A 26,602-nucleotide genomic window follows, 5' to 3' on the forward strand; every position below is an offset into this window, starting at 1 on the left:
CAAAGCTACATCCTCCTTGCGGAGGAACGGGAGTTTTTGTGTTTCTTCGCCTGTTCAAGTATCTCTGGCCTGAGCGCTACCTTCCTGAACCCCAGCAAGAAGACCCCTTCAACGAAGATCCGCCGCCGCGCGTGCCGGGCAAGGTCGGCGTGCTGCTGGTGAACCTGGGCACGCCGGACACCCCGACGGCCAAGGACATCCGCAAGTACCTCGGTGAATTTCTTTCCGATCCCCGCGTCATCGAGATCCCGCGCTACCTCTGGAAGCCCATCCTGCACGGCATCGTGCTGGTCCGCCGTCCCAAGCGGCTGGAGCCGCGCTATGCCGGCATCTGGATGCAGGAGGGCTCGCCCCTGATGGTCTACAGCAAGCGGCAGGCGGACGGCGTGCGCGCCGCTTTGCACGCCGCGGGCGTGGACGCCGTGGTCGAACTGGGCATGCGCTACGGCAATCCCTCCATCCCCGATGCCATCTCGGCCCTGCGCAAGCAGGGCTGCGAGAGCATCCTCACCGTGCCGCTGTATCCGCAGTACGCCGCCAGCACCACCGCCACGGTGGTCGATGCGGTCACCCGCCATGCGGGCAGGCTGCGCGACCAGCCCGAGATGCGCTTCATCAAGCGCTTCCACGACGATCCGGCCTACCTGGACCCGCTGGCCGCGCGCATCGAGCGGTACTGGCTGGAGCACGGCAAGCCCCAGAAGCTGGTCATGAGTTTTCACGGCCTGCCGCGCTATTCGATCGAGCTTGGCGACCCCTACTACCGCGATTGCCTGGAGACGGCCCGGCTCTTGACGCAGCGCCTGTCCCTGCCGCGCGACCAGATCGAAGTGACGTTCCAGAGCCGGTTCGGCACCGCCCGCTGGCTGGAGCCCTACACCGAGCCGACGCTCAAGGCGCTGGCCGCCTCGGGCGTCACCGAGGTCGATGTGGTGTGCCCGGGATTTGTGGCAGACTGTCTTGAAACCCTGGAAGAAATCAGCCTGGAATGCCGCGACGCCTTCCTCGAGGCGGGGGGCAGGCAGTTCCGTTACATCCCGGCCATCAACGACGACGAGGCCTGGATCGCCGGCCTGTCCGGCTTGGTGGCACGGCACTTGCAGGGATGGGTTCCAGGCACCACTGACTTGAAGGAGAAGGCGCATGCAGCATGATCCCAAGACTGGCAAGTCGGAAAAGAAGGGAAAGGTAAGCACCCCGGCCGAAGAAGACCACGTCGAACACGAGCTGGACGAAGCCCTGGCCGACACCTTTCCGGCCAGCGACCCGGTCGCCATTCCCTCCAATCCGGATGCGGATGACAAGCGTGTCGACCGCGCATTGAAGGAAAGTTTTCCGGCCAGCGACCCCGTCGCGCCGGCGCAGCCCAGCAAGAAGTAAGCGGTTCGAAATCCAGGGCGGTCCGTTCACGCGGCGCCCTGGCCGCCGCCGTGAGGGAATTTTTCACTTACCCGGGCTTGAAATAGGGGTATTGGCCCCCATTCATGTCTGAGAAAGCCATTCTTTTTGGAGGATTCCCCATGACGGCACCCCACGAGCCTGCTGAGCAGGCGCCCGAAGTCGGCCAGAGCGCCGACGCGGCACCCGCCGCCCAGGACGCTACGCAGGCCGAGCTGAACGAGTTGCGCGCCCAACTGGACGCCGCCCAGGCTACCGTCAACGAGCAGCACGACCAGCTTCTGCGTGTGCACGCCGAGGCCGAGAACGTGCGCCGCCGCGCCCAGGAAGAAGTGTCCAAGGCGCGCAAGTTCGGCATCGAATCGTTCGCCGAAAGCCTGGTTCCGGTCAAGGACAGCCTGGAAGCCGCGCTGGCCCAGCCTGACCAGACGGTCGACACGCTGCGCGAAGGCGTCGAAGTCACCCTCAAGCAGCTTGCCGCCGCCTTCGAGCGCAACCTGCTCAAGGAAATCGCGCCGGCGCAGGGCGACAAGTTCGATCCGCACCAGCACCAGGCCATTTCGTCCATTCCCAACGAGCAGCCCGCCAACACGGTGGTGCAATTGCTGCAGAAGGGCTACGTGATTGCCGACCGTACCCTGCGCCCGGCGCTGGTGGTCGTGTCGGCCGGCCAGGGCTGATTGGTTTCTCCGCCATGACGGACCCCCGCTTCGATCCGGCGCAGGTATTCCAGGTGTTCGGCATGCGTCATGTCGACACGGCCGGATTCGATGCGGCGGTCGTGCAGGCGCCCGGCTCGGACCTGCGCTGCGTGTTCCTGTGGGGGCAGGACTGCTACAACTGCAACCTGTTCAAGCAGGCCGCGCTGCTGCACCAGGAAACGCTGCTGGGCCTGGGCCTGACCTGGTTCGAGGCCGACGTCTATGCGGACGAACCGCTGGGCCGGCGCTTTTCGTTGCATGGCGTCCCCACTTTTGTGCTTTACCGGTCCGGGAAACGGCTGGGGCGCATCACCGGCTGGCCCGGATTGCCCCAGTTCACGGCGGCGATCCACCGCCTGCAGGAACCGGGTGCGGAAATTTCCCGCCCGGCGTCTTGAAAAACCCCTCGGGCAGCCCCAGTTATGGGGGGACAAGCAGTTTTCCCCAAATTTTCATAGATTTAATAATCAAGGTAACCCACCATGAGCAAGATTATTGGCATTGACCTGGGAACGACCAACAGCTGCGTGGCTGTCATGGACGGCGGGCAGGTCAAGATCATCGAAAACGCGGAAGGCGCTCGCACCACTCCCTCCATCGTTGCCTACATGGATGACGGCGAGACCCTGGTCGGCGCGCCGGCCAAGCGCCAGGCCGTGACCAACCCGCGCAACACCCTGTACGCGGTGAAGCGCCTGATCGGCCGCAAGTTCGAAGAAAAGGCGGTGCAGAAGGACATCAACCTGATGCCCTACGCCATCGTCAAGGCCGACAACGGCGACGCCTGGGTGGAAGTGCGCGGCAAGAAGATGGCGCCTCCCCAAGTGTCGGCCGACGTGCTGCGCAAGATGAAGAAGACCGCCGAGGACTACCTGGGCGAAGAAGTGACCGAGGCCGTCATCACCGTGCCCGCCTACTTCAACGACAGCCAGCGCCAGGCCACCAAGGACGCCGGCCGCATCGCGGGCCTGGAAGTCAAGCGCATCATCAACGAACCCACCGCTGCGGCGCTGGCGTTCGGCCTGGACAAGACCGAAAAGGGCGACCGCAAGATCGCCGTCTATGACCTGGGCGGCGGCACGTTCGACGTGTCCATCATCGAAATCGCCGACGTGGACGGTGAAAAGCAGTTCGAAGTGCTGTCGACCAACGGCGACACCTTCCTGGGCGGCGAAGACTTCGACCAGCGCATCATCGACTACATCATCGCCGAGTTCAAGAAGGAACAAGGCGTCGACCTGTCCAAGGACGTGCTGGCCCTGCAGCGCCTGAAGGAAGCCGCCGAAAAGGCCAAGATCGAGCTGTCCTCCGCGCAGCAGACCGAAATCAACCTGCCGTACATCACGGCGGATGCCTCCGGTCCCAAGCACCTGAACCTGAAGATCACGCGCGCCAAGCTGGAAGCGCTGGTCGAAGAACTGATCGAACGCACGATCGAGCCCTGCCGCGTCGCCATCAAGGACGCCGGCGTGAAGGTTTCCGACATCGACGACGTGATCCTGGTCGGCGGCATGACCCGCATGCCCAAGGTCCAGGAAAAGGTGAAGGAATTCTTCGGCAAGGATCCGCGCAAGGACGTGAACCCCGATGAAGCCGTCGCCGCTGGCGCCGCCATCCAGGGCTCCGTGCTGTCGGGCGACCGCAAGGACGTGCTGCTGCTGGACGTGACGCCGCTGTCGCTGGGTATCGAAACCCTGGGCGGCGTGATGACCAAGATGATCCAGAAGAACACCACGATCCCGACCCGGTTCTCGCAGACGTTCTCGACCGCCGACGACAACCAGCCGGCCGTGACCATCAAGGTGTTCCAGGGCGAACGCGAAATCGCCGCGGGCAACAAGGCCCTGGGCGAGTTCAACCTCGAAGGCATTCCGCCGTCGCCGCGCGGCATGCCGCAGATCGAAGTCACGTTCGACATCGACGCCAACGGCATCCTGCACGTGTCCGCCAAGGACAAGGGTACCGGCAAGGAAAACAAGATCACCATCAAGGCCAACTCGGGTCTGTCGGAAGACGAGATCCAGCGCATGGTCAAGGATGCCGAGGCCAACGCCGAGGAAGATCACCGCATTGCCGAACTGGCCCAGTCGCGCAACCAGGCCGACGCGCTGGTGCACGCCACCCGCAAGTCGTTGACCGAGTACGGCGACAAGCTCGAAGCGTCCGAGAAGGAAAGCATCGAAGCCGCGATCAAGGACCTGGAAGACACGCTGAAGGAAGGCGACAAGGCCGCGATCGACGCCAAGGTCGAAGCGCTGTCCACGGCATCGCAGAAGCTGGGCGAGAAGATGTACGCCGACATGCAGGCGCAACAGGCCGCTGGCCAGCAGCAGGCCGCCGACAACGCGAAGCCGGTGGACGACAACGTCGTCGACGCCGACTTCAAGGAAGTCAAGCGCGACCAATAATGGCCGGGCGCTGACCTGCCTCTGCCGCCCGGTAGTCGGAGAAATCCGTCTACCGGGCGAACTCATTCTGTAGCACTGAAAAGAAGGCTCGATTTTTGAGCCCACGGATCATGGCAAAACGCGACTATTACGACGTCCTGGGTGTGGCAAAGAATGCCTCGGACGACGATCTCAAGAAGGCCTATCGAAAGCTGGCCATGAAATACCATCCGGACCGCAATCCGGACAGCAAAGAAGCCGAAGAGAAGTTCAAGGAAGCCAAGGAAGCCTACGAGGTCCTGGGCGATGAACAAAAACGCGCCGCATACGACCGCTACGGTCATGCGGGCGTGGACCCCAACGCCGCCGGCATGGGCGGCGCGGGCATGGGCGGCGGCTTCGCCGACGCCTTCGGCGACATCTTCGGCGAAATTTTCGGCGGCGGCGGCGGACGTCGCGGCGGCGGCCCGCAGGTCTACCGCGGCGCCGACCTCAAATACGCGCTGGAAATCTCCCTGGAACAGGCCGCAGCCGGCTTCGACACCGAGATCCGCGTTCCCAGCTGGGAAAACTGCGACACCTGCCACGGTTCCGGCGCCAAGCCCGGCACCTCGCCCAAGACCTGCCGCACCTGCGGCGGTTCCGGCGCCGTGCGCATGCAGCAGGGCTTTTTCAGCGTCCAGCAGACCTGCCCCACCTGCCACGGCAACGGCAAGGAAATCACCGATCCGTGCCAGGCCTGCGACGGCGTCGGCCGCATCCGCCGCAACAAGACCCTGCAGGTCAAGATCCCGGCCGGCATCGACGACGGCATGCGCATCCGCTCCAGCGGCAACGGCGAACCCGGCATCAATGGCGGTCCTCCGGGCGACCTGTATGTGGAAATCCACATCAAGCAGCACAAGATCTTCCAGCGCGACGGCGACGACCTGCACTGCGAACTGACCATCCCGTTCACCACGGCGGCGCTGGGCGGCGAGCTCCAGGTCCCCACGCTGGGCGGCAAGGCCGAAATCTCCATCCCTGAAGGCACGCAATCCGGCAAAACCTTCCGCCTGCGCGGCAAAGGCATCCGCGGCGTGCGCGGCAGTTACCCGGGCGACCTGTACTGCCATGTCGTGGTCGAAACGCCCGTGCGCCTGAGCGACGACCAGAAGAGCATCCTGCGCCAGTTCGAGGCCTCGCTGAACGACGGCGGCGACCGCCACTCGCCGCAGAGCAAGTCGTGGACGGATCGGGTGAAGGAATTCTTCAGCTGATTGCGCTGCCGATCAGCGCAAAAAAGCCGCGACGTTCGTCGCGGCTTTTTTTTCGGGCGTGCCTGGCGCGCTACCGATGGGATTGCGGGATCCCGTAGAACGGCGAGCCGCTTAGCGGGTGGCGGGCGGGTAGTCGAGCTCGCCGAAGGTGTATTCGCCGTTGACTTTGGCTTGTTGAAGCTGGGCGCGCACGTCCTGTTCGGTCAGGCTGGAGGTGTGAGGCTGCGCCGCGGGATAATCCAGCTCGCCGAAAGCGTATTGGCCGCTGAGCTTGGCTTCTTGCAGTTCGGCTGCGACCTGGGCGCGGGATTTGGATTGTTCATCGCCAGCGGCGTGAGCGCCGGCACTTGCCAGGGCCAGGGAAAAAAACAGCGTCGTGGCCAGTATTTTCATAAGTGAGACCTCCAGATTGTTTTAAATGAGACCGAGCCCGGCGGCCTTCTGTCGTGGTCCATCTGTTGATTCCGATGGCCAGGCGCTGGACGCCAAAATCTCGGCAAAGACCCGCACGGGATGAAATCACCTCCCACGTTTGCGAAAAATCGAAGGGTTTCGAAAATTTGCAATGCAGAATTACGAAGCCAAGACGCCCTCCACCAGCAAAGCGTCGCTCAATCCCGAAGCGGGCGCTAAATCAGCACGCAGTGCCCACCCTTGACGCAGGCTCTCCACCAAGCGCGCAGCGGCCTCCCCCTGACGCGACTCATTGCGTAAGCGCTGCCAGGCCGCCCGCGCGGCCGACGCAGCGCGGGCCCCGCAAGATCTTCCTATCAGCTCAAAACGCCAAGAAGAACGCCAAGAAAACCACCCGTCCCAGCGCTCGAGGCCATTCAACAACGCAAGCCTGGTGTGGCCGTGCCCCCCAGCGTGCGGGGCGTCGATAAGCCCAACGGAATCCGAAGGAATCGCCGCAGGCGATGACGAGGATGAGGCAGGGGAAGTCCGGAGCGAAGGCTCCGGACCGCAATCGTGGCCCCGCGCGCTGGGGGGCGCGGCCGCGCCGGGCGGCTAAAGAACCCGCGACCGCCCGACCCACTCATGCACACAAAAAAGGGACCGCGGCTCGCGCCCCGGTCCCTTCGCTACTGCTACTGCTACTGCTACTGCTACTGCGCACTGCAACTGCTGACTACAACTACCAACTGCATCACAGCAACTTCAACTACTACTACTACTACTACTACTACTACTACTACTACTACTACTACTACTACTACTACTACTACTACTACTACTACTACTACTACTACTACTACTACTTCAACCGCCGCTGTACCGCCGAAAATACCGGCCTCAGGCCATGATGCCACCCGAGGCCGGTCGGGCTACAGCAAGCAGCTCACCGGCTGATCGGCGGGTACTCGAGCTCGCCGAACGTGTATTGACCGCTGGCCTTCGCTTGCGCCAGTTCCGCCTGGACATCGGCGCGCGACTTGGCGCTGCCGGTCGCCGCGGCGACGGGGGGGTATTCCAGTTCACCGAAGGTGTATTGGCCGCTGACCTTGGCTTGCTGCAACTGAGCCTGCACTTCCTGCGCGCTCAGGCTGGTCGTCTGGGGCAGGGCGGGCGGATAGTCCAGCTCGCCGAACGTGTACTGGCCGTTCGCCTTCGCTTGTTGCAACTCGGTCGCCACCTGGGCGCGGCTCTTCGCTTGTTCGACGCCTGCGGCTTGCGCGCCGGCTCCGGCCAGGGCCAGGGATAGGAAAAGGGTAGTGGCTAGGGTTTTCATGGTGAGACCTCCAATTCGTCATTAAGTGGGACCGAATCCGGCGGTACTCCGTCGTGGTTCGTTTGCTGTTCCCGATGACTGAATTGTGCGCGTCATCCAACCTGGGATAAACCCTGATTCCGTGAAAACATCTTTCCAAATAACCGAGTAATCGGATTTGGATGCCTAAATTCACCCATTATTGGCATGGTCATGGCCCCTGCCGCCCATGACAGGCGCTTTCCCCACCCCTCATCATGCAAAAAAAACCCTGCCGAAGCAGGGGTTTATCCAGCAGCAAAGCCAGCCCGTATCAGGGCTTGGCAGGCTTCTTGAAGTCGCCCGCCAGCGCCGTGCTGAATCCTTCCGGACGCAGATACTTGCGCAGCGCCGCATTCACGGATTCCGGCGTCAAGGCGGCAATCTTCTTGTCCATCTCCGCGGACCAGGCAAACGTGCGGCCCCGGTCCAGATAGTCCACCCACGTGCTCGCCAGCACATCGTCCTGGGCGCGCGCCAGATTGCGATAGTTCAGCAGCGCCGTGATGCCTTCCGTGATTTCCTTGTCCGAAAAGCCGTCCTTCAGCACCCGCGCCAGTTCCTCGTTGACCGCCTTCTCCAGGCGTTCACGATTCTGCGGCGCATAGATGGCATAGATGCTCCAGCTGGCCGACGGCTCGAACGACGACACCGACAGCGAACTGCGCACGTTGTAGGACAGGCCTTCCGTCTCGCGCACCCGGTTCCACAGGCGTGACGTCTCCGAGGCGCCGAACAGGTAATTGGCCAGATACAGCGCCGCGTAATCCGCGTCCGTGTCCTGCAGCTTCAGCGGCAGGCGCGACAGATAGAACGCATTGGCCTTGTCCGGCGTATTGATGTCGAACTGCTTGGGCGGCACGTCGCGGTACGGATTGGGCACACGGGTGTAGGCCGGCGCCTTCTTCCAGCCGGCAAGGCCCGTGCTGAGGGCCTTTTCGACGGCCTGCGGCTCGAAATCGCCCACGGCGGAAAACTCGATGTCCCCCGCGCCATAGAACTGGGCATGGAACTTGGCCAGCGCCTCGCGGTTCAGCGCGCGCACGCCCGCCAGCGACTCCTCGAAGGTGGGCACATAGCGCAGGTCGTCCGCAGGCCACGGATTGTCGTGGCGGGCCAGGGTGCGGCCAGCCAGGGCCGAGGGTTCGGTCATGGCGTTCTGGATCGACGTTTCAAGCTGGCGCTGGTATTCCTCGACTTGTTCCTTCGGGAAGCTGGCGTTGCGGATGATCTCCAGCGCCAGCGCCGTCAGTTCCGGCAGGTTCTCGCCCTTGGTCGACATCGCCACCTTCAGCGTCGTGCCGCCGCCGCTGAACCCCAGCTCGGCCTGCAGCTTGTCCAGCCGGTCCTGGATGTCCTGGCGCGACAGCTTGTCCGTGCCGCGCAGCAGCAGATCGGCCGCCGCGCTCGAATTCACGCGCTGGCCCAGCAGGTCCTTCTCGTTGCCGAACTGGATCAGCATCTGCGCCTGCACGCGGCTGCCGCGCGTCGCCTTGGGCAGCAGCGCCAGCTTCACCGGGCCATTGGGCAGTTCCAGCGTCTTGCGCTGGGTGAGCTTGTCGATGTTTTCAGGCGAGGGGTCGAACGCCGAAGCGGCCTTGAAATCCGGATCGCCCTTGTAGTCCTTGAACACCGCGGTCAGGTCCACGCGCTGCGTCTGCGGCGCGCGCTCCGGCTTTTCCGTGGGGATATAGCGGCCTTCGACGCGGTTGCTCTGCACCAGATAGGTCGTCGCGGCCTTTTGCACCTCGGCCAGCGTCGCCTGGCGCGCGCGGTCGCGCTGCAGGAAGAAGAGGCGCCAGTCGCCCGCGGCGATGGCCTCGGACAGCGCCACGCCCACCTGTTCGGGATCGCTGTACGTCTGCTCCCAGGCGGTCAGCCACTTGCTGCGCGCGCGGTCCAGCTCCTGCTGCGTGAAGGGCTTCTTGTCCAGGGACTCCAGCGTGCCCGTCAGCGCCTTCATTGCCGCGTCCAGGTCCTTGCCTGGTGTCAGTTGGGCGGCGAACATCGCCAGCCCCGGGTCCAGGTTTTCCATCGTGAAACCGAACACGCCCGAGGCCAGCTTGGTCGGGACCAGCGCATGGTAAAGGCGGCCCGACGGCGTGTCGGACAGGATCGTGGTGGCCAGGTCGAACGGCACGAAATCAGGGCTGGCGCCCGCCGGGATGTGGTACATCGCCGCCACCAGCGGCGTGCCGCCCGTGCGGCGCAGCGTCACCGAGCGCTCGCCGTCCTGCACCGGTTCCACCGTGTACTCGGGCGGCAGCTTGCGGTCGGGCTTGGGCAGCTTGCCCAGCGTGGCCTCGATGTCCGCCAGCGTCGTCTGCGGATCGAACTTGCCCGCCACGATCAGCACGGCGTTATCGGGCTGGTAGTACTCGTGATAGAAGGCGCGGAGCTGGCCGATGTCCACGTTCTCGACGTCGGAACGCGCGCCGATCGTGTTCTTGCCGTAGCTGTGCCACTGGAACGCCGCCGCCTGCATCTTCTGCATCAGGATGCGGAACGGATTGTTCTCGCCGCTTTCCATTTCGTTGCGGACGACCGTCATTTCCGAGTCCAGGTCTTCCTTGGCGATCAGCGAATTGACCATCGCGTCGGCCTGCCAGCCCAGATACCACTTCAGCGTCTCGGGATTGGCCGCGAAGCTGGCGAAATAATTGGTGCGGTCGCTGGAGGTCGAGCCATTGGCCTGCAGGCCGCGGCGCGAGAACTCGCCCATGGCGTTGCGGGTGGTGGACGTGCCTTTGAACAGCATGTGTTCCAGCAGGTGCGCCATGCCGGTCTGGCCGTAGTTCTCATTGCGCGAGCCCACCAGGTACGTCATGTTGACCGTGGTGGACGGCTTGGATTCGTCGGGCACCAGCAGCACCCGCAGGCCATTGGCCAGCCGATATTCGGTAATGCCTTCGATCGAGGCGGCCTCCGTGACGCCCGCCGGCAGGCTGGCGGCCCCGGCCTGGAAGGCCAGGAAGGAGGAAAACAGCAGCACGCCCAATGGGCGCGGCAGCTTCGACAGGGACAAGCGCATGGCGGATCATTCCTTTGGCATGGCAGAATCCGTTGGAGTGTATACGTTGGCAATGGTTCAGGCGGGCATGCCGGCCGCCCTGGCCGCGGCGCGCCGGCGCCGGCCGCAATCTGAGGAAGCCCCTATGTCCCTGACCGTGGAAGTCGAAACGTCGCGCCTCGTGCTGCGGCAATGGCGGGCCGCCGACCGCAAACCGTTTGCCGCGCTCAACGGCGATCCGCAGGTGACGCAGTTTCTGCTGCCTCTCACCGCGCAGGAGAGCGATGCCCTGGCCGACCGGCTGGCGGCGGGCATCGACGAGCACGGCTGGGGGTTCTGGGCGGTGGAAGCGCCGGGTGTAGCTCCCTTCATCGGCTTCGTGGGCATCAAGCCCCTGGCGAGCAGCCTGCCGTTCGGGCCGGGCGTGGAGATCGGCTGGCGTCTCGCCCAGCCATTTTGGGGACGGGGCTACGCCAGCGAGGCGGCCGACGCGGCGCTGCGGGTGGGCTTCGAACAGGTCGGGGCCGATGAAATCGTCGCGTTCACGGCCACCGGCAACCAGCGGTCCCGTGCGGTGATGGACCGCCTGGGCATGACGGCCGACGCCGGCAGCTTCGACCATCCCGCCGTCCCGGCCGGACATCCGCTGCGCCCGCATGTCCTGTACCGCATTGCCCGAGCCAGCTGGCGCCGCCAGCAGGACGGCAACGGCGCCCGCGACGGCGAGATATTCCCGGCCGCGTAAGGGGCGTAAGGGGCATAAGGGGGTAAGGGGCGTGAGGGGCGTAAGGGGCGTAAGGGGCACCGGGCGGCGCCAAGCCGCGCCAAGCCGCGCCAAGCCGCGCCAAGCCGCGCCAACTGTCATGCTGCGATGCAGCAGACCCGTTTTCCCTGGGGATTTGAACCCGTCCGGGGCACGGGTGTAAGCTCTTAAGGACGATTTTGCTGTTGTTGACGGGATGCGCGACGGCCGTCTTACCGGCTTCCCGTCCAACGCCAGACGCCGCCGCAGCGCGGCGCCGGTGCTTGTCGTTCGCGCCTTCGCCGCCGGCATCCTGCCGGCGCATTCTACGGAGGAACGACCCATGCTGACCGAGCTCGTCACGCGTGCCTTGTCCCAATTGACCGGCAACGCCCTCAGCGGCGATGGCATCAAAGGACAGTTTCAATACGCATATGCCAGTGATGACGGCCAATACGTGGCCATATTGACCCATGACCTGACCACGTACGTGGTGGACTTGAATACGCAGCGGTATTTCGCGGAGTGTGGGGGATCGCCCCGCGGATTTGCCGGCCATGTGCTTGAAATGGAGGGCGCCTCCGCGCGCACCCATCCGTGGCCCGCCGCGCAGGATTTGTTCGACCTGGATATGGACGCCGATGAACTGGCCTGGCGGCAATGCCCAGGGTTGCGCCATACGGCGCAAAACGTCCAACGATCTGTGGAGAGCCGCGCCGCCTGAGAGTGGCCAGAAGCGGCAACACCTCACTGAACCGGCGTCCTCGCCGGTTTTTTTTGCCTGTGGCGGCCGCGCCGCATTTTTGCCCTGAGCCGGGCGCACCGTCCGCCGCACTGGCTAAAATCCCGGGCATGAACACGCCCGCCGAACTTCACGCCCCGCAAGGCGCCGCACTGGTCGACTGCACGCACGCGCGCCATGCCGACCAGATCCTGGCCATCTTCAATGACGCCATTGCCACGTCCACCGCGCTCTACGACTACAAGCCGCGGCCCCGCGAGGCCATGCAGGGGTGGTTCCAGGCCAAGCAGCAGGGCGGCTTTCCGGTCGTGGGACTGGAGAACGAGGCCGGCGAACTGATGGCGTTCGCCAGCTACGGCACGTTCCGCGCGTGGCCCGCCTACAAGTATTCCGTCGAGCACTCGGTGTACGTGGATGCGCGCTTTCGGGGGCGCGGGCTGGGCGAAGCGCTGATGCGCGTGCTGATCGAACGGGCGCGCGCCAATGGGGTGCATGTCCTGATCGGCGGCATCGACGCGTCCAATCAGGGGAGCATCCGGCTGCACGAAAAACTGGGCTTCGTGCACGCCGGCACCATTCGCGAGGCGGGCTTCAAGTTCGGGCGCTGGCTTGACCTGGCGTTCTATCAGCTCACGCTGGACACGCCGGAAAACCCGGTGGACGGCTGATCGGCCGAATCCGCGCAGGGCCCCGCCTTTACTTGGACAGCATCCGCATCGCCTGCTCCAGGCCGGCGACCGTCACGGGATACATGCGGTCCTGCATGATGTCGCGCATCAGCGCGATGGACTGGCGGTACTGCCACGAGGCCGTGGGCTCGGGATTCAGCCAGACCGATTTGGGCCAGGCGTCCAGCAGCCGGCGCATCCATTCAGCGCCGGGCTCCTTGTTGTAGTGCTCGACGGACCCCCCGGGCTGCAGGATTTCGTAGGGGCTCATGGTGGCGTCGCCCACGATGATCAGGCGCCAGTCGGGGTTGTACTTGCGCAGCACGTCCCAGGTGTCGAAGCGTTCGGTCTGGCGGCGGCGGTTGCTTTGCCACAGGCTTTCGTACGGGCAGTTGTGGAAGTAGTACACCTCCAGGTTGCGGAACTCGCTGCGGGCCGCGGAGAACAGTTCTTCGACGCGGCCGATGTGGTCGTCCATGCTGCCGCCCACGTCCAGCAGCATCAGCACCTTGACCGTGTTGTGGCGCTCCGGGACCATGCGCAGGTCCAGGTGGCCGGCATTGCGCGCGGTGCTGGCGATGGTGTCGTCCAGGTCCAATTCCATGTCGGCGCCTTCGCGCGCGAAGCGGCGCAGCCGCCGCAGGGCTACCTTGAAGTTGCGCGTGCCCAGTTCCACCTGGTCGTCGTAGTCCTTGAACTGGCGCATGTCCCAGACCTTGACCGCCGTGCGGTTGCCGGCCGACGCGCCGCCCACGCGGATGCCTTCCGGGTGGTAGCCGCCGTTGCCGAAGGGCGAGGTGCCCCCGGTGCCGATCCATTTGCTGCCGCCCGCGTGGCGTTCCTTCTGCTCGTCCAGGCGCTCTTTGAAGAGCTCCATGAGCTTGTCCCAGCCGTGCTTTTCGATGGCGGCCTTGTCTTCGGGCGACAGGCTTTTTTCGAACTGCTTGATCAGCCAGTCGAGCGGGATCTCCTTGCCCGCCGGCAGCGCGGCCTCGATGCCCCGGTAATAGGCGCCAAACGCCTTGTCATAGCGGTCGTAGAGCGACTCGTCCTTGACCAGCGTGGCGCGCGCAAGAAAGTAGAACTCGTCCAGCGTGGGCGACATCAGGTCCTGGCGCAGGGCATCGACCAGCGTCAGGTATTCCTTGACCGAGACGGGCAGCTTGTGCGCCCTGAGATGGTAGAAGAAGTCGATCAGCATGTGCGGGCCGCCCGTGGATGCCGGATCAGCGGCGCTGGCCGCCGCGCGTCATGGCAGCCAGGCGTTCGAGCAGATGCACGTCCTGCTCGTTCTTGAGCAGCGCGCCGGCCATCATGGGCACTGCCGTGGCGGCGTGGGCGTCGATCTGCGCGGCCGAGACGTCCTCGGCCAGCAAGAGGCGCAGCCAGTCCAGCAATTCGGAGGTGGAGGGCTTTTTCTTCAGGCCGGGCGCATCGCGCAGCGCGAAGAACGTGTCCAGCGCGGCACGCAGCACGTCCTGCTTCAGGTCTGGGTAGTGGACGGCCACGATGTCGCGCATCGTGTCGCGGTCCGGGAAGCGGATGTAGTGGAAAAAGCAGCGGCGCAGGAAGGCGTCGGGCAGGTCTTTTTCGTTGTTGGACGTGATGATGACCAGCGGACGGTGGCGCGCGGCGATGGTCTCGCGCGTTTCGTACACGTGGAACTCCATGCGGTCCAGCTCGCGCAGCAGGTCATTGGGGAATTCGATGTCGGCCTTGTCGATTTCGTCGATCAGCAGCACCACCGGCTCATGCGACTGGAACGCCTGCCACAGCGTGCCCTGCACGATGTAGTTGCGGATGTCGCGGACCTTTTCGTCGCCAAGCTGCGAATCGCGCAGGCGCGACACCGCGTCGTATTCGTACAGGCCCTGGTGCGCCTTGGTGGTGGATTTGATGTGCCATTGCAGCAGCGGCCGTCCCAGCGCGCGGGCGACTTCTTCGGCCAGCATCGTCTTGCCGGTGCCGGGCTCGCCCTTGATCAGGAGCGGGCGTTGCAGGGTCAGGGCGGCGTTGACGGCGAGCTTGAGGTCATCGGTGGCGACGTAGGTGTCGGTGCCATCGAAGCGGACTGGCTTGGCGGATGAGGCGGTCTGGGCTGCGGGCATGGTCTGATGGCTTCTGTGGTTTGATGGGGATCAACACTAACGCAAGGTATTAATCCTGAGCAATTATCGTACAATCAGGCGGTTTTGCTTTGGGTTCCACCCGCAACGTGTTTGCAGAGGGCCTTTTCGTGTGAGCAGGCCCTAGTCCTTAGCCATACCAAGAAGAGTCATTCCAATGAAGTTGCGAACCTCTCTGAAGTACACGGTTTCCGTGTTGGCCACGATGGCATCCTGTGCGATCGCCGGCCAGGCTGTTGCTGCAGACGCAGCGCCGGTCGGTAATGCCCAGAACGCCCGCGACAAGGTCTCCATGTGCATCGGTTGCCATGGCATTCCGGGCTACAAGGCGACGTTTCCCGAGCTGTACCATGTTCCGATGATTGCTGGCCAGAACGCCAAGTACATCGAAACCGCCCTCAACGAGTACAAGAAAGGCGCGCGCAGCCATCCCACGATGGACGCCATTGCCGGCAGCCTGTCCGACCAGGACATCGCCGACCTGGCCGCGTACTACTCGAATCTCAAATAAGGGGGCAACACCATGAATCGCACCATGCTTGCCCTTGCGGGCGCGACCCTGGCCATCTCGGGCGCAGCCGCCCAGGCGCAGGACCTGGCGGCCGGCAAGGCCGTCTTCGAAAAATTCAATTGCGCATCCTGCCACGGCGCCGATGCCAAGACCGCGGTGGATCCCGCGTATCCCACGCTGGCCGGCCAGCATGCCGACTATCTGGCCCATGCCTTGAAGGCCTACAAGCGCGGCGCCTCCGGCAGCGCGGCCACGGCCAATGTGCGCAAGAACCCCATCATGGGCGCCTTCGCCACGCAACTGTCCGACCAGGACATCTCCAACGTGTCGGCCTGGCTGGCATCGCTGCCCAGCGACCTGGGCGTGCGCCGCTAAGGCATACGCAAGGCGTCAGCAGACGACGAGAACCCTCGGAAACGAGGGTTTTTCTTTGCCCGAAGGGCTTTCAGAGACTGGCGCGGCGGCGAATCAGATCGATGTAGGTGTCGCTGTCCAGCGGCGTGCCCAGGCGTTGCGCCTCCCAGACCACCTGCCCCAGGCATTCCATGATTTCATGGGCGGCGTGGTGCGCGTCCGAGCGCGCGGTGAGCTGCTGGTAGGCCTGGCGGATGCCGGGCGGATGGTCGATCGACAACTGTTCCGCGATGGCCAGGTGCATGGACAGGTGCAGGAAAGGATTGGTCCGGCCTTTTTCCACGGCGTATTCGGTGGCCATGGCTTCCGGGCTTTCGAGGTCGGCGTGGTATTCCGGGTGTTCGATGATCCAGTCCAGCGCGATGGCCTCGAGCGGGGTCAGCACCTCGCTGGCGCGATGCTTGCGCCAGGTTTCGATAAAGAATTCGCGGACTTGGTCGCGGGAGGGATTGAACATCGGGAGGGGGCCAAAAGCAGGATGTGGTCGCATTATTTTACCGCCCCATGGGGACCGCCGGTTTCGCCCGCCGCTTTGCGATATAGAATGGGTTGCTATCCGCCATCCGGTGTGCGGTTCGCAGGAGGCGGTACGACCCGCGGAATCGGACGCTGTCCGATTCTGGCGCGTGCAGAAAAACCACCCGGAGCAAATGGAGCATTCATGTCCTACCAACATATCAAGGTTCCCGCCGGCGGCCAGAAAATCACGGTCAACGCCGATTTCTCGCTGAACGTGCCTGACCAGCCCATCGTCCCCTTCATCGAAGGCGATGGCACGGGCGCCGACATCACCCCCGTGATGATCAAGGTCGTCGACGCGGCCGTGCAGAAGGCCTACGGCGGCAAGCGCAAGATCCATTGGATGGAGGTCTACGCCGGCGAAAAGGCCACCAAGGTCTACGGTCCGGACGTGTGGCTGCCCGACGAAACCCTGGAAGTCGTCAAAGACTACGTGGTTTCCATCAAGGGGCCGCTGACCACGCCGGTCGGCGGCGGCATCCGGTCGCTGAACGTGGCCCTGCGCCAGCAACTCGACCTGTACGTGTGCCTGCGTCCGGTGGCGTACTTCAAGGGCGTGCCGTCCCCGGTGCGCGAGCCCGAAAAGACCAACATGGTGATCTTCCGCGAGAACTCGGAAGACATCTATGCCGGCATCGAATACATGGCCGAAAGCGAGCAGGCCAAGGAGCTGATCCAGTTCCTGCAGACCAAGCTCGGCGTCAAGAAGATCCGTTTCCCCAACACCTCGTCCATCGGCATCAAGCCCGTGTCGCGCGAAGGCACCGAGCGCCTGGTGCGCAAGGCCGCCCAGTACGTCATCGACAACGACCGCTCGTCGCTGACGCTGGTGCACAAGGGCAACATCATGAAGTTCACCGAAGGGGGCTTCCGCGACTGGGGCTATGAGCTCCTGCAGAAGGAATTCGGCGCGCAACTGATCGACGGCGGCCCGTGGTGCAAATTCAAGAATCCGAAGACCGGCCGCGAGGTCATCGTCAAGGACGTGATTGCGGACGCCTTCCTGCAGCAGATCCTGCTGCGCCCGGCCGAATACGACGTCATCGCCACCCTGAACCTGAACGGCGACTACATCTCTGACGCGCTGGCCGCGCAGGTGGGGGGCATCGGCATCGCCCCGGGTGCTAACCTGTCCGATTCCGTGGCCATGTTCGAAGCCACCCACGGCACAGCGCCCAAGTACGCCGGCAAGGACTACGTGAACCCCGGTTCCGAGATCCTGTCCGCCGAAATGATGCTGCGCCACATGGGCTGGACCGAAGCCGCCGACCTCATCATCTCCAGCATGGAAAAGTCCATCCAGTCCAAGAAGGTCACGTACGACTTTGCCCGCCTGCTCGAAGGCGCGACGCAGGTGTCGTGCTCGGGCTTTGGCCAGGTGATGATCGAAAACATGTAATCCGCGGCCAGGGCCGTCGCGCGAGGCTGTCCGCCCCGCGCACCGGCCCTGGACCCGCATGTTCCGCAAAACCCGCCCGCCGTCATGGCGGGCGGGTTTTGTCTAACCGACCGGCATGACGCGCGACGCGCGTGCTCAGTTTTTTCCAGGTTGATTGTTGTGCCCCGAATGTATGTAACCCTGGCCGCCTGGCTGGTGCTTCTGATGCCCGCCCTGGCGTTGACCAGTCCGGTGGGCGGCCCCGCCGTGCTGTACCTGAGCGCGCTGATCGCGCTTTTCGCCATCGCCGCGAATGCGGTCAAGCGCTATGAGCCCATGGACTTGCGGGCGCTATGGCCCATGGCGTTGGCGTTGCTGTCGCCCCTTGCCTGTATGCTGATCACGTCCTCGGTGCTGGGCGTGTGGAGCAATTCCGAACTCGAAAAACTGCTGCGCTTTGCGCTGGCGCTGCCCGTGCTGTGGCTGCTGCTGCGCGCGCCGCAACGGCTGCTGCGCCACGTCGAATGGACCCTGCTCGCGGGGGCGCTGGCGGGGTCCGGGCTTCTGATTTTCACGATGATGACCGGCGGCCGCGGGGCGGTGGTCGAGGTTGGCGGACGCTACAACGCCGTGGCCTTTGCCAACATGGTGCTACTGTTCGGCAGCATGACCCTGCTGTCGCTCGGCTGGGGGCCCGGATCGCGATGGCCGCGCCTCGAGACCGGCCTGAAGCTGCTGGCCGCGGCCCTGGCCGTGTGCGCCACATGGATGTCCGAAACTCGCAGCAGCTGGATGCTGCTGCCCATCCTGGGACTGGTGTTCCTGCTGGGCCTGCGCAATTGGCGGCGGCGCCACAAGGTGTACTGCGCGCTGGCCGTGTGCGTGGCGCTGGTGGCCAGCGCGGCCGCCATCTGGAACTACAGCAGCCGCATGCAGGAGATCACCCACGACGTGCAAGGCTTTGCCACGTCGGCCAATCGCGACACCTCGTTCGGCATCCGGCTGCAACTGTGGCATGCCTCGATCCTGATGTTCGAAAAGAGCCCGATCGTCGGCATCGGCCCCAGCAAGTTCCGCGAAGAGCTGCGCGTGCTGCAGGGGCAGGGCATCGTGACGCAGGAGGTCGTGGATGGATTCGGCGAGCCCCACAATGATCTGCTGGCGGCCCTGGCCGGTTACGGCCTGCTGGGCCTGCTGAGCATGCTGACGCTGTACCTGCTGCCGGCGGCCATCTTCTTCCGGCGCCTGGCCAGCGACGACCGGGTGATCCGTGTGGGGGCGCAGATGGGGCTGCTTTTCTGCCTGGGTTATTGCGCCTTCAGCCTGACCGAGATGATGTTCCGCAACATGCGCAGCGTGCCGACCTACGCGCTGATCACGGTGACGCTGATTGCATTGACCACGGCGCGTACGCAACGTGCCGGCCGCCCCGGGCCGTAGGCGGCGCGGGCGCAAGGCCCGCCGTCCGGCTTCCCGACAACGCAAGGCGCGACCCGCCTTGCGTTTTTCTTATTGGCATTGGATTTGAGCTAGATCAAAGTGACTAGTTAATTCTTATCAAAACAACGTTTGAAACGGTATGCTGGCCGACCTTTAGTAAATAAACCGTCATATTTCGCAGTGATTTGTTTCGACTGTGGAATGCAGAAGAGAGTCGATGAGTCGTTCCAGCTTGCGTAGGGAATTGTTGTGGTTCGTGTTTGCCATCGGCGCCGCCGTCCTGGCGCTGGGCGTATGGGACGCCTGGCAGCGCCGCGCCGAGATGGTGGATGACCGCAAGGCGGCGTTGCGCCACGTGCTGGATCTGGCGGCGGGCATCGTGCGCGACGGCAAGCAGCGGGTGCGGGAGGGCGTGCCCCTGACCGAGGCCAAGCGCGATGCCGCGCGCCAGCTGTCGCAGATGCGATATGGCGAGGACGGGTACGTGGGCGCCTTTGGCGACGACTACGCGCTGCTGATCCATCCCGACGCCAAACTGGTAGGCACCAACGTGCGGGGAATCCGGGACGGCGAAGGCCAGCCGCTCTTCGAAAACCTGTATGCGCAGGGCAAGGCGGGCGGGGGCTACGTGCGCTACCTGTTCCCGCGCCCCGGCGCCGACGACGCGCTGCCCAAGATCACCTACGCGGCCTACGACCCGGACTGGGGCTGGCTGATGTTCACGGGCCTGTATGTGGACGACGTCGACGCGGCCTTCTACGGCACGCTCTGGCGGCAGGGCAGCGTGACGCTGGGCCTGCTGGCGCTGGTGCTGGCGGCGGCGCTGCGCTTTTTCAGCACGCACATCCTGCGGCCGCTGGACGAAGCGGTGGCGGTGTGCGAGCGCGTGGCCAACGGCGATCTGTCCAGCGCCATCTCGCGCCATCACCGGGGCGAGATCGGCCAGTTGTTCGACGCGATGGCGCGCATGCAGCAACGCCTGGACACGGCGGTGCGCAGCATCGTGCATTCCACCGCGTCGATCGCGGCCGCTTCCCGCCAGATCGCCGCAGGCAGCATGGACTTGTCCGATCGCACGGAAAAGCAGGCGGCCGCCCTGGAACAGACGGCGGCCAGCGTGGAAGAAATCACCGCGACCGCGCGGCAGAGCGCCGAGCACGTGCGCGAGGTCAGTGCGCTGGCCGGCGAGGCGGCCCGGCTGGCGCAACAGGGCAGCGACGAGACGCAGCACGCCATCGATGCCATGCGCGAGATATCGCGCAGTTCGCAGCGTATCGACGAGATCATCCGGTTGATCGATGAGATCGCATTCCAGACGAATATCCTGGCGCTGAACGCCGCCGTCGAAGCGGCGCGGGCCGGCGAGCAGGGGCGCGGGTTTGCGGTGGTGGCGGGCGAGGTGCGGGCGCTGGCGCAGCGTTCGGCCACGGCGGCCAAGGAGATCAAGACGCTGATCGAAGCGTCGTCCGACTCCGTGACGCGGGGCAGCCAGCGGGTGGAGCAGGCGAGCGCCACGATGGGCAGCGTGCTGGAATCGGCCGCCACCAGCGCGCCGCTGATGCGCGAGATCGCCACGGCGTCCGGCGAACAGAGCGTGGGGATCGAGCAGATCAACCTCACCGTGACGCACCTGGACGGCGCGACCCAGCAGAACGCGGCGCTGGTGCAGGAGTTTGCCGCCTCGGCGGCCACGCTGCACGACCAGGCGGGAGACCTGGCGCGCGCCGTGTCGATCTTCAGGCTGTCTGCAGCCGGCTGACCGGATCCGGCATCCGCTTCATCGCGCGTTGCAGCCGCGAGCCCAGCTCGCGGCTGGCGGGCGTCATGGGCATGCGCAATTCGTCGGCGATGAGGCCCTGCATGGCGAGCGCGCGCTTGATCGGCGCGGGGTTGGGTTCGCTGAACAGCAGGCGGATCAGGGGAACCAGCGGTTCGAACCGTTCCCGCGCGGCGTGGGCCTGGCCATCGCGCGCAAGGTGCATGATCTCGACGAAGCGCTCGGGATACAGATGCGCGGCCGCCGGTATGGCGCCCCGGCCGCCCGCCAGGAAGTGGTCCAGCAGGGCCAGGTCTTCGCCGCACAGCGCATCCAGCCTGCCGCGCGCGTTCAGCGCGGCCAGCACCGACGGGTTGCATTCCTTCACGGCGCCGAAGTTCGGCATCGCGGCCAGCGCCTCCATGGTCTCGACCGTCATGGCGACGCCCGCGCGCTTGGGAATGTTGTAGAGAATGATGGGGCGCTCGGTGGCCCAGGCGATCTGGCGGTAATGCCATGCGATGCCGGCTTGCGAGGGTCCCAGGTAATACGGCGGCGGCACCAGGTAGCCGGCGGGCGCGTACCGGTCCAGCCGGCGCACCGCCGCCGCCACGCCGCGCGTGTCGACGCCGCCCACGCCCAGGACCAGGGGCAGCGCATGCGCGTCGCTGGCAATGGCTTCGATCATGTCGATCTTTTCCGGCGTGCCGACCAGGTTGCCCTCGCCGGTGGAACCGAAGAGGACGAGGCCGGCCATGCCGGCATTGCGGTAGTAGCGGGCCAGCGCCTGCGCGGCGTCCAGGTCCACATGGCCGCCGCGCATCGGCGTCACCATGGGCAGCCAGATGCCCTCGAACACGGGTTTGGCGGGCATGTCCATGGTTCAACGCTCCGTCAGGGCGGCGGCGGGCCGCAGCTGGCCGAATTCCGCCCGGGGCAGGCCGCGCATGACGGCACGCATCAGCGTGTCCAGTTCGTCCCGTTCGCATTGCAATTGGAGCGTGCTACGCGCATGAGCGTGGTCCACGGACAGCAGGTACACGCCGATGCGGTCGCCCAGCTCGCGATGCAGCGCCAGGCGCACATTCAGGGCGTCCAGCGTATCGATGCGCACGGTCAGCGCGACCAGGCTGCATCGGGGCTGCGGCGTGGAGGCTGCCGCGGGGGATTGGGACTTGCGATCATGGCGTAGCGGTCGGGGAATCATGGCGGTCGGGGGCGGGGGCCTTGGCAGGCGACCCGAGGGTCCGGTGGTTGGCGACGATTCCACTATAGGAATCGCGCCGTAAAACCTGCCGATAAAAGCGTGCGCGTCGCGTAAAAAACGCGTCAACGCGCGGGGCCCCTCAGAACGTCTTGGTCACCGACAGCAGGCCTGTCGCGCGGCCCATGTCGCGGCCGCGGGTGTTGGTGTAGACGGCGCGGTCGGCATTGGTGTCCAGATAGGCGAGCGACACCGACAGCCCATCGCCGAAGTCCTTCGTGAGGCCCAGCTTCCAGTCGGTGTAGGAGCCGTTGTCCACGTTGCGCACGATCTGGCGGCCCACGTGGGCATTGACGGTCAGGCCCCAGAGCCCGGTGTCGAAGTTGCCCGACAGGTCGAAATACTGGCTGTACTTGCTGTCGGCAAAGCCGAACAGGTTGGTCAGCGCGATGGAGTACTTGAAGGACATCGGACCATAGCCGATGCCGGCATAGAGTTCGGTCGTGTCGGGGTTGGTGTAGCCGGACGGAAAGTCGCCCGGGTAGTAGTACTGCAGCACACCCAGGTCCACGGGCACGCCCTCGACGAGGTTGCCCTTGTAGCCGCCGTAGAAATCCATTTCCACGGGGGCGGACACGTCGCTGTTGCTGTCGTCCAGCCAGCTGATGCTGGAGTTCCAGTTGCCGATGTAAAACCCGCTGGCGTGCGCGAGATCGAAGCCCCCCTGGATGGCGGGCTGGTTGTTGGTCTGCATGAGGCCGCGATAGCGGTACTGGCTGGCGAGCGTGACGTTGGCCGACAGCGTGTAGCGCGATGCGGTGTCGACGGCCGGCGGGGCGTCGCTGGCGTGGACTGTGGGAACGATGGCAAGCAGCGCCAGCGCGGCGAGGGTGTTGCGGGACATGGAAGCCTCCAGCTGTTGAACGGACCGCAACAATAGGAGGATCGGCATAAAGCGCGAGTCAAGACACGCGCCCTGCGCGTAAATGGCGCGTCAATGTCCGCGTCAATGGCCGGTTCAGAGTTCTCGCCAAAGCAGCGTATCGCGGCCGCGATCAGCCCGCGAAGCGGTAGCCCACCCCGATCTCGGTCAGCAGGAACACCGGCTGCGCGGGGTCGGCTTCGAGCTTCTGGCGCAGGTGGCCCATGTAGATCCGCAGGTAGTGGTTGCTTTCGACATGGGACGGCCCCCAGACCTGCCGCAACAGCTCGCGATGGGTCATGACCTTGCCGCGATGGGCGAGCAGCGCCGCGAGCAGGCGGTACTCCATGGCGGTCAGGTGAACGTGCTGGCCCGCGCGCTCGACGGTGCGCCGCGAGAAGTCCACGCGCACGTCGCCAAACGCGATCTCGGCGGCATTGCCCGCGCCGCCGCGGGCGTGGCGGCGCAGCAGGACGCGCAGGCGCGCCAGCAGCTCGCTCAAGCCGAAGGGCTTGGCCAGATAGTCGTCGGCGCCCGCGTCCAACGCCGCCACCTTGTCCGCCTCGGCGCTGCGCGCCGACAGCACCAGCACCGGCACCTCGGTCCAGCCGCGCAGCTCGCGGATCAGCGTCATGCCGTCTTCGTCGGGCAGCCCCAGGTCCAGCACGATGGCGTCGGGCTGCCGGGTCCCGGCCTCGATCAGGCCGCGTTTGACGGTGTCGGCCTCGTGCACGACGCAACCCTCGCTCTCCAGGGCCTGGCGGACGAACCGGCGGATGTTGGCGTCGTCTTCGATGATCAGGACCACGGGCTGGAAATCGAACATGGAATGGCTCAAGCAGGTTGAATCAGGCGGTTTCGGGTTTGATGTCGGGCGGCGTGCCCAGCGGCAGGCTGAAGACGAACTGCGCGCCGCTGGCTTGCCCCGGCGCGTGCTCCACCCAGATACGGCCGTGATGGGCGGCGACGATGGCTTCGCACACGGCCAGTCCCAGTCCGACGCCGGGCGTGGCGGATTCGCGTTCTCCGCGGGTGAATTTCTCGAAGATGCGGCGCTCGGCGCCCGGCGCGACGCCGGGGCCGTTGTCGGCGATGGCGACGTGCATCTCGGCTTCGTGGACCGACGCGTGGATGCGCAGGGTGCTGCCGGCGGGGGTGTATTTGGCCGCGTTCTCCAGCAGATTGCACAGCACGCGCTCGATCAGGACGCCGTCGCACTCCACCAGCGGCAGTGCCGACAGGGTGTCGACCTCGATCCGGTGGCCCGCCAGCGGTTCGCGCATGGCGGCCAGCGCGGCGCCGACCAGTTCTTCGATGGACTGCCATTCCAGGCGCAGCGGCGCGTCGCGGCTTTGCAGCCGCGCCATGTCCAGCAGGTTGGCCACCAGCGCGTGCATGCGCTGGGCCTGGTCGCGCATGGCGCGCACCGTGTCCAGCACGCCCGCGGGCAGTTCGGCTTGCTGGCGCATCAGCGTATCGGTCATGCCCACCAGGCTGGTCAGCGGCGTGCGCAGGTCGTGCGACACCGCGGCCAGCAGCGAATTGCGCAGTTTTTCGGACTCCATGCTGACCAGGGCCTGCTGCGCCACCTCGACGTAGTGCAGGCGTTCGAGCGCGATGGCGATGAGGGTGGCGTAGGCCTCGATCTGCCGGCGCGTGTCGGGGTGCGTATAGAGGCTGCGGCGCGGCGCGGCCAGCACCAGCACGCCCCGTGTGCGCATGGGCGCCTTGAGCGGCATGTACAGCAGGTCGGTGTTGGACAGCGTGGTGGTGCCCGCGCCCGCCGGCTGGCCGTGGTCGTGGACCCACTGCGCCAGCGCGGACGCCGGCGCCGGCATCTCGCCATCGACGGGCGGCGCCAGCCGCAGGCGGTCGTCCAGGCCCAGGATGTAGAGCGCGCAGCGCGAGCCGAACGTGGCATGCACGAAGGAGCCGGCCAGCGCCACGATCTGCTCGGGCAGCAGGGCGGACGAGAGTTCGCGCGCAAATTCGTACAGGCTGCGCGCATCGGCCTCGCGCTTGACCGAGGCCTGCGCCTGCAGCCGCAGGCCGGCGGTAAGCTGGCCGATCAGCAGCCCCACGCCCAGCAGCACGGCGAAGGTCAGCAGGTATTGCACGTCGGACACGGCGAATGACGACAGGGGCTGCACGAAGAAAAAGTCGAACAGGCCCACGCTGACGACGGAGGCAAGCGCGGCCGGCCCCCGGCCATGGCGCAGCGCGACCGCCACCACCGCCAGCAGAAAGAGCATGACGATGTTCGTCTGGTGCAGGGCCGGAAACGCCAGTGCGGACAGGGCCGTGGCCGCGACGCAATAGCTGAGCGCCCAGGCATAGCCCGCCAGCGGACGCGTCCCGCGCTCGTCGTCGGCCGGCCCGGCGCGGCGGCCGCCTGCGAGCGGATCGCGGCCGGCGGGCGCACGCGCGGGAATGGGGGGCGCGCCCAGCCGGATGATGTCGATTTCCGGGCAGCCCGCGGCCAGCATGTCGGCAAAGCTGTGGCGCCGCCACAGCCAGCCGGGGGACATGACGGCGGTCAGCAACGCCGACAGCGACGGCCGCAGGCGCTGCAGCCCGCCCGCGCGCGTGCGGCCGACGATCGCTTTGGTGATGTTGTGGCGGCGGACATAGCGGACCACCGCGTCGACCATGTCGCCGCCGGCCAGCGTCTCGGAGCGCGCGCCCAGGGAATCGGCCAGCGCCAGGCTGTGCTGCAGCCGCTCGATTTCGGCCGGCGCGGGCGGCGCGGCGCGTGGCGTGTCGATGGTGACGACGTGCAGATCGCAATCGAGCTGCTGGCTCATGCGATGGGCGCTGCGGATCACGTATTCGGCGTCGGCGTCTGGCCCGATGCAGGCCACGATGGCCTCGCGCGTGCGCCACACCGGCTCGATGGCGCGGTCGCGGCGGTAGGCCTGCACGTCATCGTCCACGTGTTCGGCCGTGCGCCGCAGCGCCAGTTCGCGCAGCGCGATCAGGTTGCCCTTGCGGAAGAAATTGCTGGCGGCGTGGCGGGCCTGTTCGGGCAGGTAGACCTTGCCTTCCTTCAGGCGGCGCAGCAGTTCATCGGCCGACAGGTCGACCAGCATGACCTCGTCGGCCGCGTCGAACACGTCGTCGGGCACGGTTTCCCAGACCCGGACGCCGGTAATGCTGCCGACGGCTTCGTTCAGGCTGTCCAGGTGCTGCACATTCAGCGTCGTCCAGACGTCGATCCCGGCCGCGAGCAGTTCCTGGATGTCCTGCCAGCGCTTGGCGTGGCGCGAGCCCGGCGCATTGGAGTGGGCCAGTTCGTCCACCAGCACGAGGGCGGGGCGGCGCCGCAGGGCGCCGTCCAGGTCGAATTCCTTGAGCACGTGGCCCCGGTAGGCCACGTCCTTGAGCGGCAGGACCGGCAGGCCTTCCAGCAGCGTCGCGGTCTCGCGGCGGCCGTGCGTTTCAACGATGCCGGCCAGCACGTCCACGCCCTGCGCGGCCTGGGCGCGCGCGGCCGCCAGCATGGCGTAGGTCTTGCCCACCCCGGCCGACGCCCCGAAGTACACGCGCAGCTTGCCGCGCACGGCCTGCCGCTCGGCGGCGTCCAGGGTTTTCAAGAGCGCGTCCGGGTCGGGACGCTCGTCAGCAATGTCAGCCATGAACGCGCAGGTGAGGGGAGGGAACGGCTGGCAATACTATACG

General features: G+C 65.6%; 26 protein-coding genes. 15 read left to right on the forward strand and 11 right to left on the reverse strand.

Going from position 1 to position 26,602, the window contains the following annotated elements; genetic code table 11:
* The first annotated feature begins 38 nt into the window (after window positions 1-38).
* From hemH to dnaJ, 6 genes are all read left to right on the forward strand, one after another.
* Window positions 39-1,154 (forward strand): ferrochelatase, encoded by a 1,116-nt coding sequence (hemH, locus tag BXA00_RS14295; protein ID WP_076519080.1) that lies wholly within the window; start codon window positions 39-41, stop codon window positions 1,152-1,154.
* Complete coding sequence (locus BXA00_RS14300; RefSeq protein WP_076519081.1) at window positions 1,144-1,380, forward strand: hypothetical protein; 237 nt, start codon at window positions 1,144-1,146, stop codon at window positions 1,378-1,380. The genes hemH and BXA00_RS14300 overlap by 11 nt, the downstream gene beginning before the upstream one ends.
* A 140-nt stretch (window positions 1,381-1,520) precedes the next feature.
* Entirely contained in the window at window positions 1,521-2,078 is a 558-nt protein-coding gene (gene grpE / locus BXA00_RS14305; RefSeq protein WP_076519082.1) for a nucleotide exchange factor GrpE, read from the forward strand.
* A gap of 14 nt (window positions 2,079-2,092) precedes the next feature.
* Entirely contained in the window at window positions 2,093-2,497 is a 405-nt protein-coding gene (locus tag BXA00_RS14310) for a thioredoxin family protein (protein WP_076519083.1), read from the forward strand.
* 84 nt (window positions 2,498-2,581) lie between these two features.
* On the forward strand, window positions 2,582-4,507 hold the full coding sequence (gene dnaK, locus BXA00_RS14315; protein ID WP_076519084.1) for a molecular chaperone DnaK: 1,926 nt from the start codon (window positions 2,582-2,584) through the stop codon (window positions 4,505-4,507).
* A gap of 110 nt (window positions 4,508-4,617) precedes the next feature.
* Window positions 4,618-5,745: a molecular chaperone DnaJ gene (gene dnaJ / locus BXA00_RS14320; RefSeq protein ID WP_076519085.1), complete on the forward strand. Its 1,128-nt coding sequence runs from the start codon at window positions 4,618-4,620 to the stop codon at window positions 5,743-5,745.
* A gap of 111 nt (window positions 5,746-5,856) precedes the next feature.
* Here the strand turns inward: dnaJ and BXA00_RS14325 are convergent, their stop codons facing one another.
* Entirely contained in the window at window positions 5,857-6,138 is a 282-nt protein-coding gene (locus BXA00_RS14325) for a DUF4148 domain-containing protein (RefSeq protein WP_076519086.1), read from the reverse strand.
* Between the two features lie 533 nt (window positions 6,139-6,671).
* On the opposite strand from BXA00_RS14325, the gene BXA00_RS28845 reads away from it, so the two are divergent.
* Window positions 6,672-7,049 carry a hypothetical protein gene (locus tag BXA00_RS28845; RefSeq protein WP_156902801.1) on the forward strand — a complete coding sequence of 126 codons (378 nt, stop codon included), beginning with the start codon at window positions 6,672-6,674 and terminating at the stop codon, window positions 7,047-7,049.
* 35 nt (window positions 7,050-7,084) lie between these two features.
* Here the strand turns inward: BXA00_RS28845 and BXA00_RS14335 are convergent, their stop codons facing one another.
* Window positions 7,085-7,474, reverse strand: coding sequence for a DUF4148 domain-containing protein (locus tag BXA00_RS14335; RefSeq protein WP_076519088.1), 390 nt, complete (start codon window positions 7,472-7,474; stop codon window positions 7,085-7,087).
* A 292-nt stretch (window positions 7,475-7,766) separates the two neighbouring features.
* Complete coding sequence (locus BXA00_RS14340) at window positions 7,767-10,523, reverse strand: pitrilysin family protein (protein WP_076519089.1); 2,757 nt, start codon at window positions 10,521-10,523, stop codon at window positions 7,767-7,769.
* A 124-nt stretch (window positions 10,524-10,647) separates the two neighbouring features.
* Here BXA00_RS14340 and BXA00_RS14345 point away from each other — a divergent pair, with 124 nt between their 5' ends.
* From BXA00_RS14345 to BXA00_RS14355, 3 genes are all read left to right on the forward strand, one after another.
* The gene (locus BXA00_RS14345; RefSeq protein ID WP_076519090.1) at window positions 10,648-11,247 is read left to right on the forward strand and encodes a GNAT family N-acetyltransferase; all 600 of its coding nucleotides are present in this window, start codon (window positions 10,648-10,650) and stop codon (window positions 11,245-11,247) included.
* Between the two features lie 340 nt (window positions 11,248-11,587).
* Window positions 11,588-11,968, forward strand: a complete 381-nt coding sequence (locus BXA00_RS14350) for a hypothetical protein (protein ID WP_076519091.1) — start codon at window positions 11,588-11,590, stop codon at window positions 11,966-11,968.
* Between the two features lie 128 nt (window positions 11,969-12,096).
* Window positions 12,097-12,654, forward strand: a complete 558-nt coding sequence (locus BXA00_RS14355) for a GNAT family N-acetyltransferase (RefSeq protein ID WP_076519092.1) — start codon at window positions 12,097-12,099, stop codon at window positions 12,652-12,654.
* Window positions 12,655-12,682: 28 nt separating this feature from the next.
* On the opposite strand, the gene BXA00_RS14360 is transcribed toward BXA00_RS14355, so the two are convergent.
* Both BXA00_RS14360 and BXA00_RS14365 read right to left on the reverse strand, forming a co-directional pair.
* Window positions 12,683-13,855 carry a VWA domain-containing protein gene (locus BXA00_RS14360; RefSeq protein ID WP_076519093.1) on the reverse strand — a complete coding sequence of 391 codons (1,173 nt, stop codon included), beginning with the start codon at window positions 13,853-13,855 and terminating at the stop codon, window positions 12,683-12,685.
* A 25-nt stretch (window positions 13,856-13,880) separates the two neighbouring features.
* Window positions 13,881-14,762, reverse strand: coding sequence for a MoxR family ATPase (locus BXA00_RS14365; RefSeq protein ID WP_076519094.1), 882 nt, complete (start codon window positions 14,760-14,762; stop codon window positions 13,881-13,883).
* Window positions 14,763-14,937: 175 nt separating this feature from the next.
* Between BXA00_RS14365 and BXA00_RS14370 the strand changes: the two genes are divergently transcribed.
* Together BXA00_RS14370 and BXA00_RS14375 are read left to right on the forward strand one after the other, a co-directional pair.
* Complete coding sequence (locus BXA00_RS14370) at window positions 14,938-15,291, forward strand: cytochrome c (RefSeq protein ID WP_076519095.1); 354 nt, start codon at window positions 14,938-14,940, stop codon at window positions 15,289-15,291.
* A 12-nt stretch (window positions 15,292-15,303) separates the two neighbouring features.
* Window positions 15,304-15,666, forward strand: coding sequence for a c-type cytochrome (locus BXA00_RS14375; RefSeq protein ID WP_076519096.1), 363 nt, complete (start codon window positions 15,304-15,306; stop codon window positions 15,664-15,666).
* Window positions 15,667-15,736: 70 nt separating this feature from the next.
* Here the strand turns inward: BXA00_RS14375 and BXA00_RS14380 are convergent, their stop codons facing one another.
* Window positions 15,737-16,162, reverse strand: coding sequence for a DUF1841 family protein (locus tag BXA00_RS14380; protein WP_076519097.1), 426 nt, complete (start codon window positions 16,160-16,162; stop codon window positions 15,737-15,739).
* Between the two features lie 204 nt (window positions 16,163-16,366).
* On the opposite strand from BXA00_RS14380, the gene icd reads away from it, so the two are divergent.
* The 3 genes from icd (at window position 16,367) to BXA00_RS14395 (ending at window position 20,801) form a co-directional block, all read left to right on the forward strand.
* Window positions 16,367-17,623 (forward strand): NADP-dependent isocitrate dehydrogenase, encoded by a 1,257-nt coding sequence (gene icd / locus BXA00_RS14385; RefSeq protein WP_076519098.1) that lies wholly within the window; start codon window positions 16,367-16,369, stop codon window positions 17,621-17,623.
* Window positions 17,624-17,782: 159 nt separating this feature from the next.
* Window positions 17,783-19,042 (forward strand): O-antigen ligase, encoded by a 1,260-nt coding sequence (locus tag BXA00_RS14390; RefSeq protein ID WP_076519099.1) that lies wholly within the window; start codon window positions 17,783-17,785, stop codon window positions 19,040-19,042.
* Between the two features lie 217 nt (window positions 19,043-19,259).
* Window positions 19,260-20,801, forward strand: a complete 1,542-nt coding sequence (locus tag BXA00_RS14395; protein WP_076519100.1) for a methyl-accepting chemotaxis protein — start codon at window positions 19,260-19,262, stop codon at window positions 20,799-20,801.
* On the opposite strand, the gene BXA00_RS14400 is transcribed toward BXA00_RS14395, so the two are convergent.
* From BXA00_RS14400 to BXA00_RS14420, 5 genes are all read right to left on the reverse strand, one after another.
* Window positions 20,779-21,678: a 4-hydroxy-tetrahydrodipicolinate synthase gene (locus BXA00_RS14400; RefSeq protein ID WP_076519101.1), complete on the reverse strand. Its 900-nt coding sequence runs from the start codon at window positions 21,676-21,678 to the stop codon at window positions 20,779-20,781. The two genes, BXA00_RS14395 and BXA00_RS14400, sit on opposite strands and share 23 nt — an antisense overlap.
* 3 nt (window positions 21,679-21,681) lie before the next feature.
* Complete coding sequence (locus tag BXA00_RS14405) at window positions 21,682-22,005, reverse strand: hypothetical protein (RefSeq protein WP_231952094.1); 324 nt, start codon at window positions 22,003-22,005, stop codon at window positions 21,682-21,684.
* Between the two features lie 139 nt (window positions 22,006-22,144).
* On the reverse strand, window positions 22,145-22,906 hold the full coding sequence (locus BXA00_RS14410) for a TorF family putative porin (RefSeq protein WP_076519102.1): 762 nt from the start codon (window positions 22,904-22,906) through the stop codon (window positions 22,145-22,147).
* Between the two features lie 151 nt (window positions 22,907-23,057).
* Window positions 23,058-23,750 (reverse strand): two-component system response regulator KdpE, encoded by a 693-nt coding sequence (gene kdpE / locus BXA00_RS14415; RefSeq protein ID WP_076519103.1) that lies wholly within the window; start codon window positions 23,748-23,750, stop codon window positions 23,058-23,060.
* Window positions 23,751-23,772: 22 nt separating this feature from the next.
* On the reverse strand, window positions 23,773-26,559 hold the full coding sequence (locus BXA00_RS14420) for a sensor histidine kinase KdpD (RefSeq protein WP_076519104.1): 2,787 nt from the start codon (window positions 26,557-26,559) through the stop codon (window positions 23,773-23,775).
* Window positions 26,560-26,602: the final 43 nt, after the last annotated feature.

The sequence above is a fragment of the Achromobacter sp. MFA1 R4 genome, from assembly GCF_900156745.1.
Classification (GTDB): domain Bacteria; phylum Pseudomonadota; class Gammaproteobacteria; order Burkholderiales; family Burkholderiaceae_B; genus Achromobacter.

Coding starts and splice junctions, on each gene's coding strand:
- BXA00_RS14300 (WP_076519081.1), top strand. CDS start 1,144: ATGCAGCATGATCCCAAGACTGGCAAGTCGGAAAAGAAGGGAAAGGTA.
- grpE (WP_076519082.1), top strand. CDS start 1,521: ATGACGGCACCCCACGAGCCTGCTGAGCAGGCGCCCGAAGTCGGCCAG.
- BXA00_RS14310 (WP_076519083.1), top strand. CDS start 2,093: ATGACGGACCCCCGCTTCGATCCGGCGCAGGTATTCCAGGTGTTCGGC.
- dnaK (WP_076519084.1), top strand. CDS start 2,582: ATGAGCAAGATTATTGGCATTGACCTGGGAACGACCAACAGCTGCGTG.
- dnaJ (WP_076519085.1), top strand. CDS start 4,618: ATGGCAAAACGCGACTATTACGACGTCCTGGGTGTGGCAAAGAATGCC.
- BXA00_RS14325 (WP_076519086.1), bottom strand. CDS start 6,138: ATGAAAATACTGGCCACGACGCTGTTTTTTTCCCTGGCCCTGGCAAGT.
- BXA00_RS28845 (WP_156902801.1), top strand. CDS start 6,672: ATGAGGCAGGGGAAGTCCGGAGCGAAGGCTCCGGACCGCAATCGTGGC.
- BXA00_RS14335 (WP_076519088.1), bottom strand. CDS start 7,474: ATGAAAACCCTAGCCACTACCCTTTTCCTATCCCTGGCCCTGGCCGGA.
- BXA00_RS14340 (WP_076519089.1), bottom strand. CDS start 10,523: ATGCGCTTGTCCCTGTCGAAGCTGCCGCGCCCATTGGGCGTGCTGCTG.
- BXA00_RS14345 (WP_076519090.1), top strand. CDS start 10,648: ATGTCCCTGACCGTGGAAGTCGAAACGTCGCGCCTCGTGCTGCGGCAA.
- BXA00_RS14350 (WP_076519091.1), top strand. CDS start 11,588: ATGCTGACCGAGCTCGTCACGCGTGCCTTGTCCCAATTGACCGGCAAC.
- BXA00_RS14355 (WP_076519092.1), top strand. CDS start 12,097: ATGAACACGCCCGCCGAACTTCACGCCCCGCAAGGCGCCGCACTGGTC.
- BXA00_RS14360 (WP_076519093.1), bottom strand. CDS start 13,855: ATGCTGATCGACTTCTTCTACCATCTCAGGGCGCACAAGCTGCCCGTC.
- BXA00_RS14365 (WP_076519094.1), bottom strand. CDS start 14,762: ATGCCCGCAGCCCAGACCGCCTCATCCGCCAAGCCAGTCCGCTTCGAT.
- BXA00_RS14370 (WP_076519095.1), top strand. CDS start 14,938: ATGAAGTTGCGAACCTCTCTGAAGTACACGGTTTCCGTGTTGGCCACG.
- BXA00_RS14375 (WP_076519096.1), top strand. CDS start 15,304: ATGAATCGCACCATGCTTGCCCTTGCGGGCGCGACCCTGGCCATCTCG.
- BXA00_RS14380 (WP_076519097.1), bottom strand. CDS start 16,162: ATGTTCAATCCCTCCCGCGACCAAGTCCGCGAATTCTTTATCGAAACC.
- icd (WP_076519098.1), top strand. CDS start 16,367: ATGTCCTACCAACATATCAAGGTTCCCGCCGGCGGCCAGAAAATCACG.
- BXA00_RS14395 (WP_076519100.1), top strand. CDS start 19,260: ATGAGTCGTTCCAGCTTGCGTAGGGAATTGTTGTGGTTCGTGTTTGCC.
- BXA00_RS14400 (WP_076519101.1), bottom strand. CDS start 21,678: ATGGACATGCCCGCCAAACCCGTGTTCGAGGGCATCTGGCTGCCCATG.
- BXA00_RS14405 (WP_231952094.1), bottom strand. CDS start 22,005: ATGATTCCCCGACCGCTACGCCATGATCGCAAGTCCCAATCCCCCGCG.
- BXA00_RS14410 (WP_076519102.1), bottom strand. CDS start 22,906: ATGTCCCGCAACACCCTCGCCGCGCTGGCGCTGCTTGCCATCGTTCCC.
- kdpE (WP_076519103.1), bottom strand. CDS start 23,750: ATGTTCGATTTCCAGCCCGTGGTCCTGATCATCGAAGACGACGCCAAC.
- BXA00_RS14420 (WP_076519104.1), bottom strand. CDS start 26,559: ATGGCTGACATTGCTGACGAGCGTCCCGACCCGGACGCGCTCTTGAAA.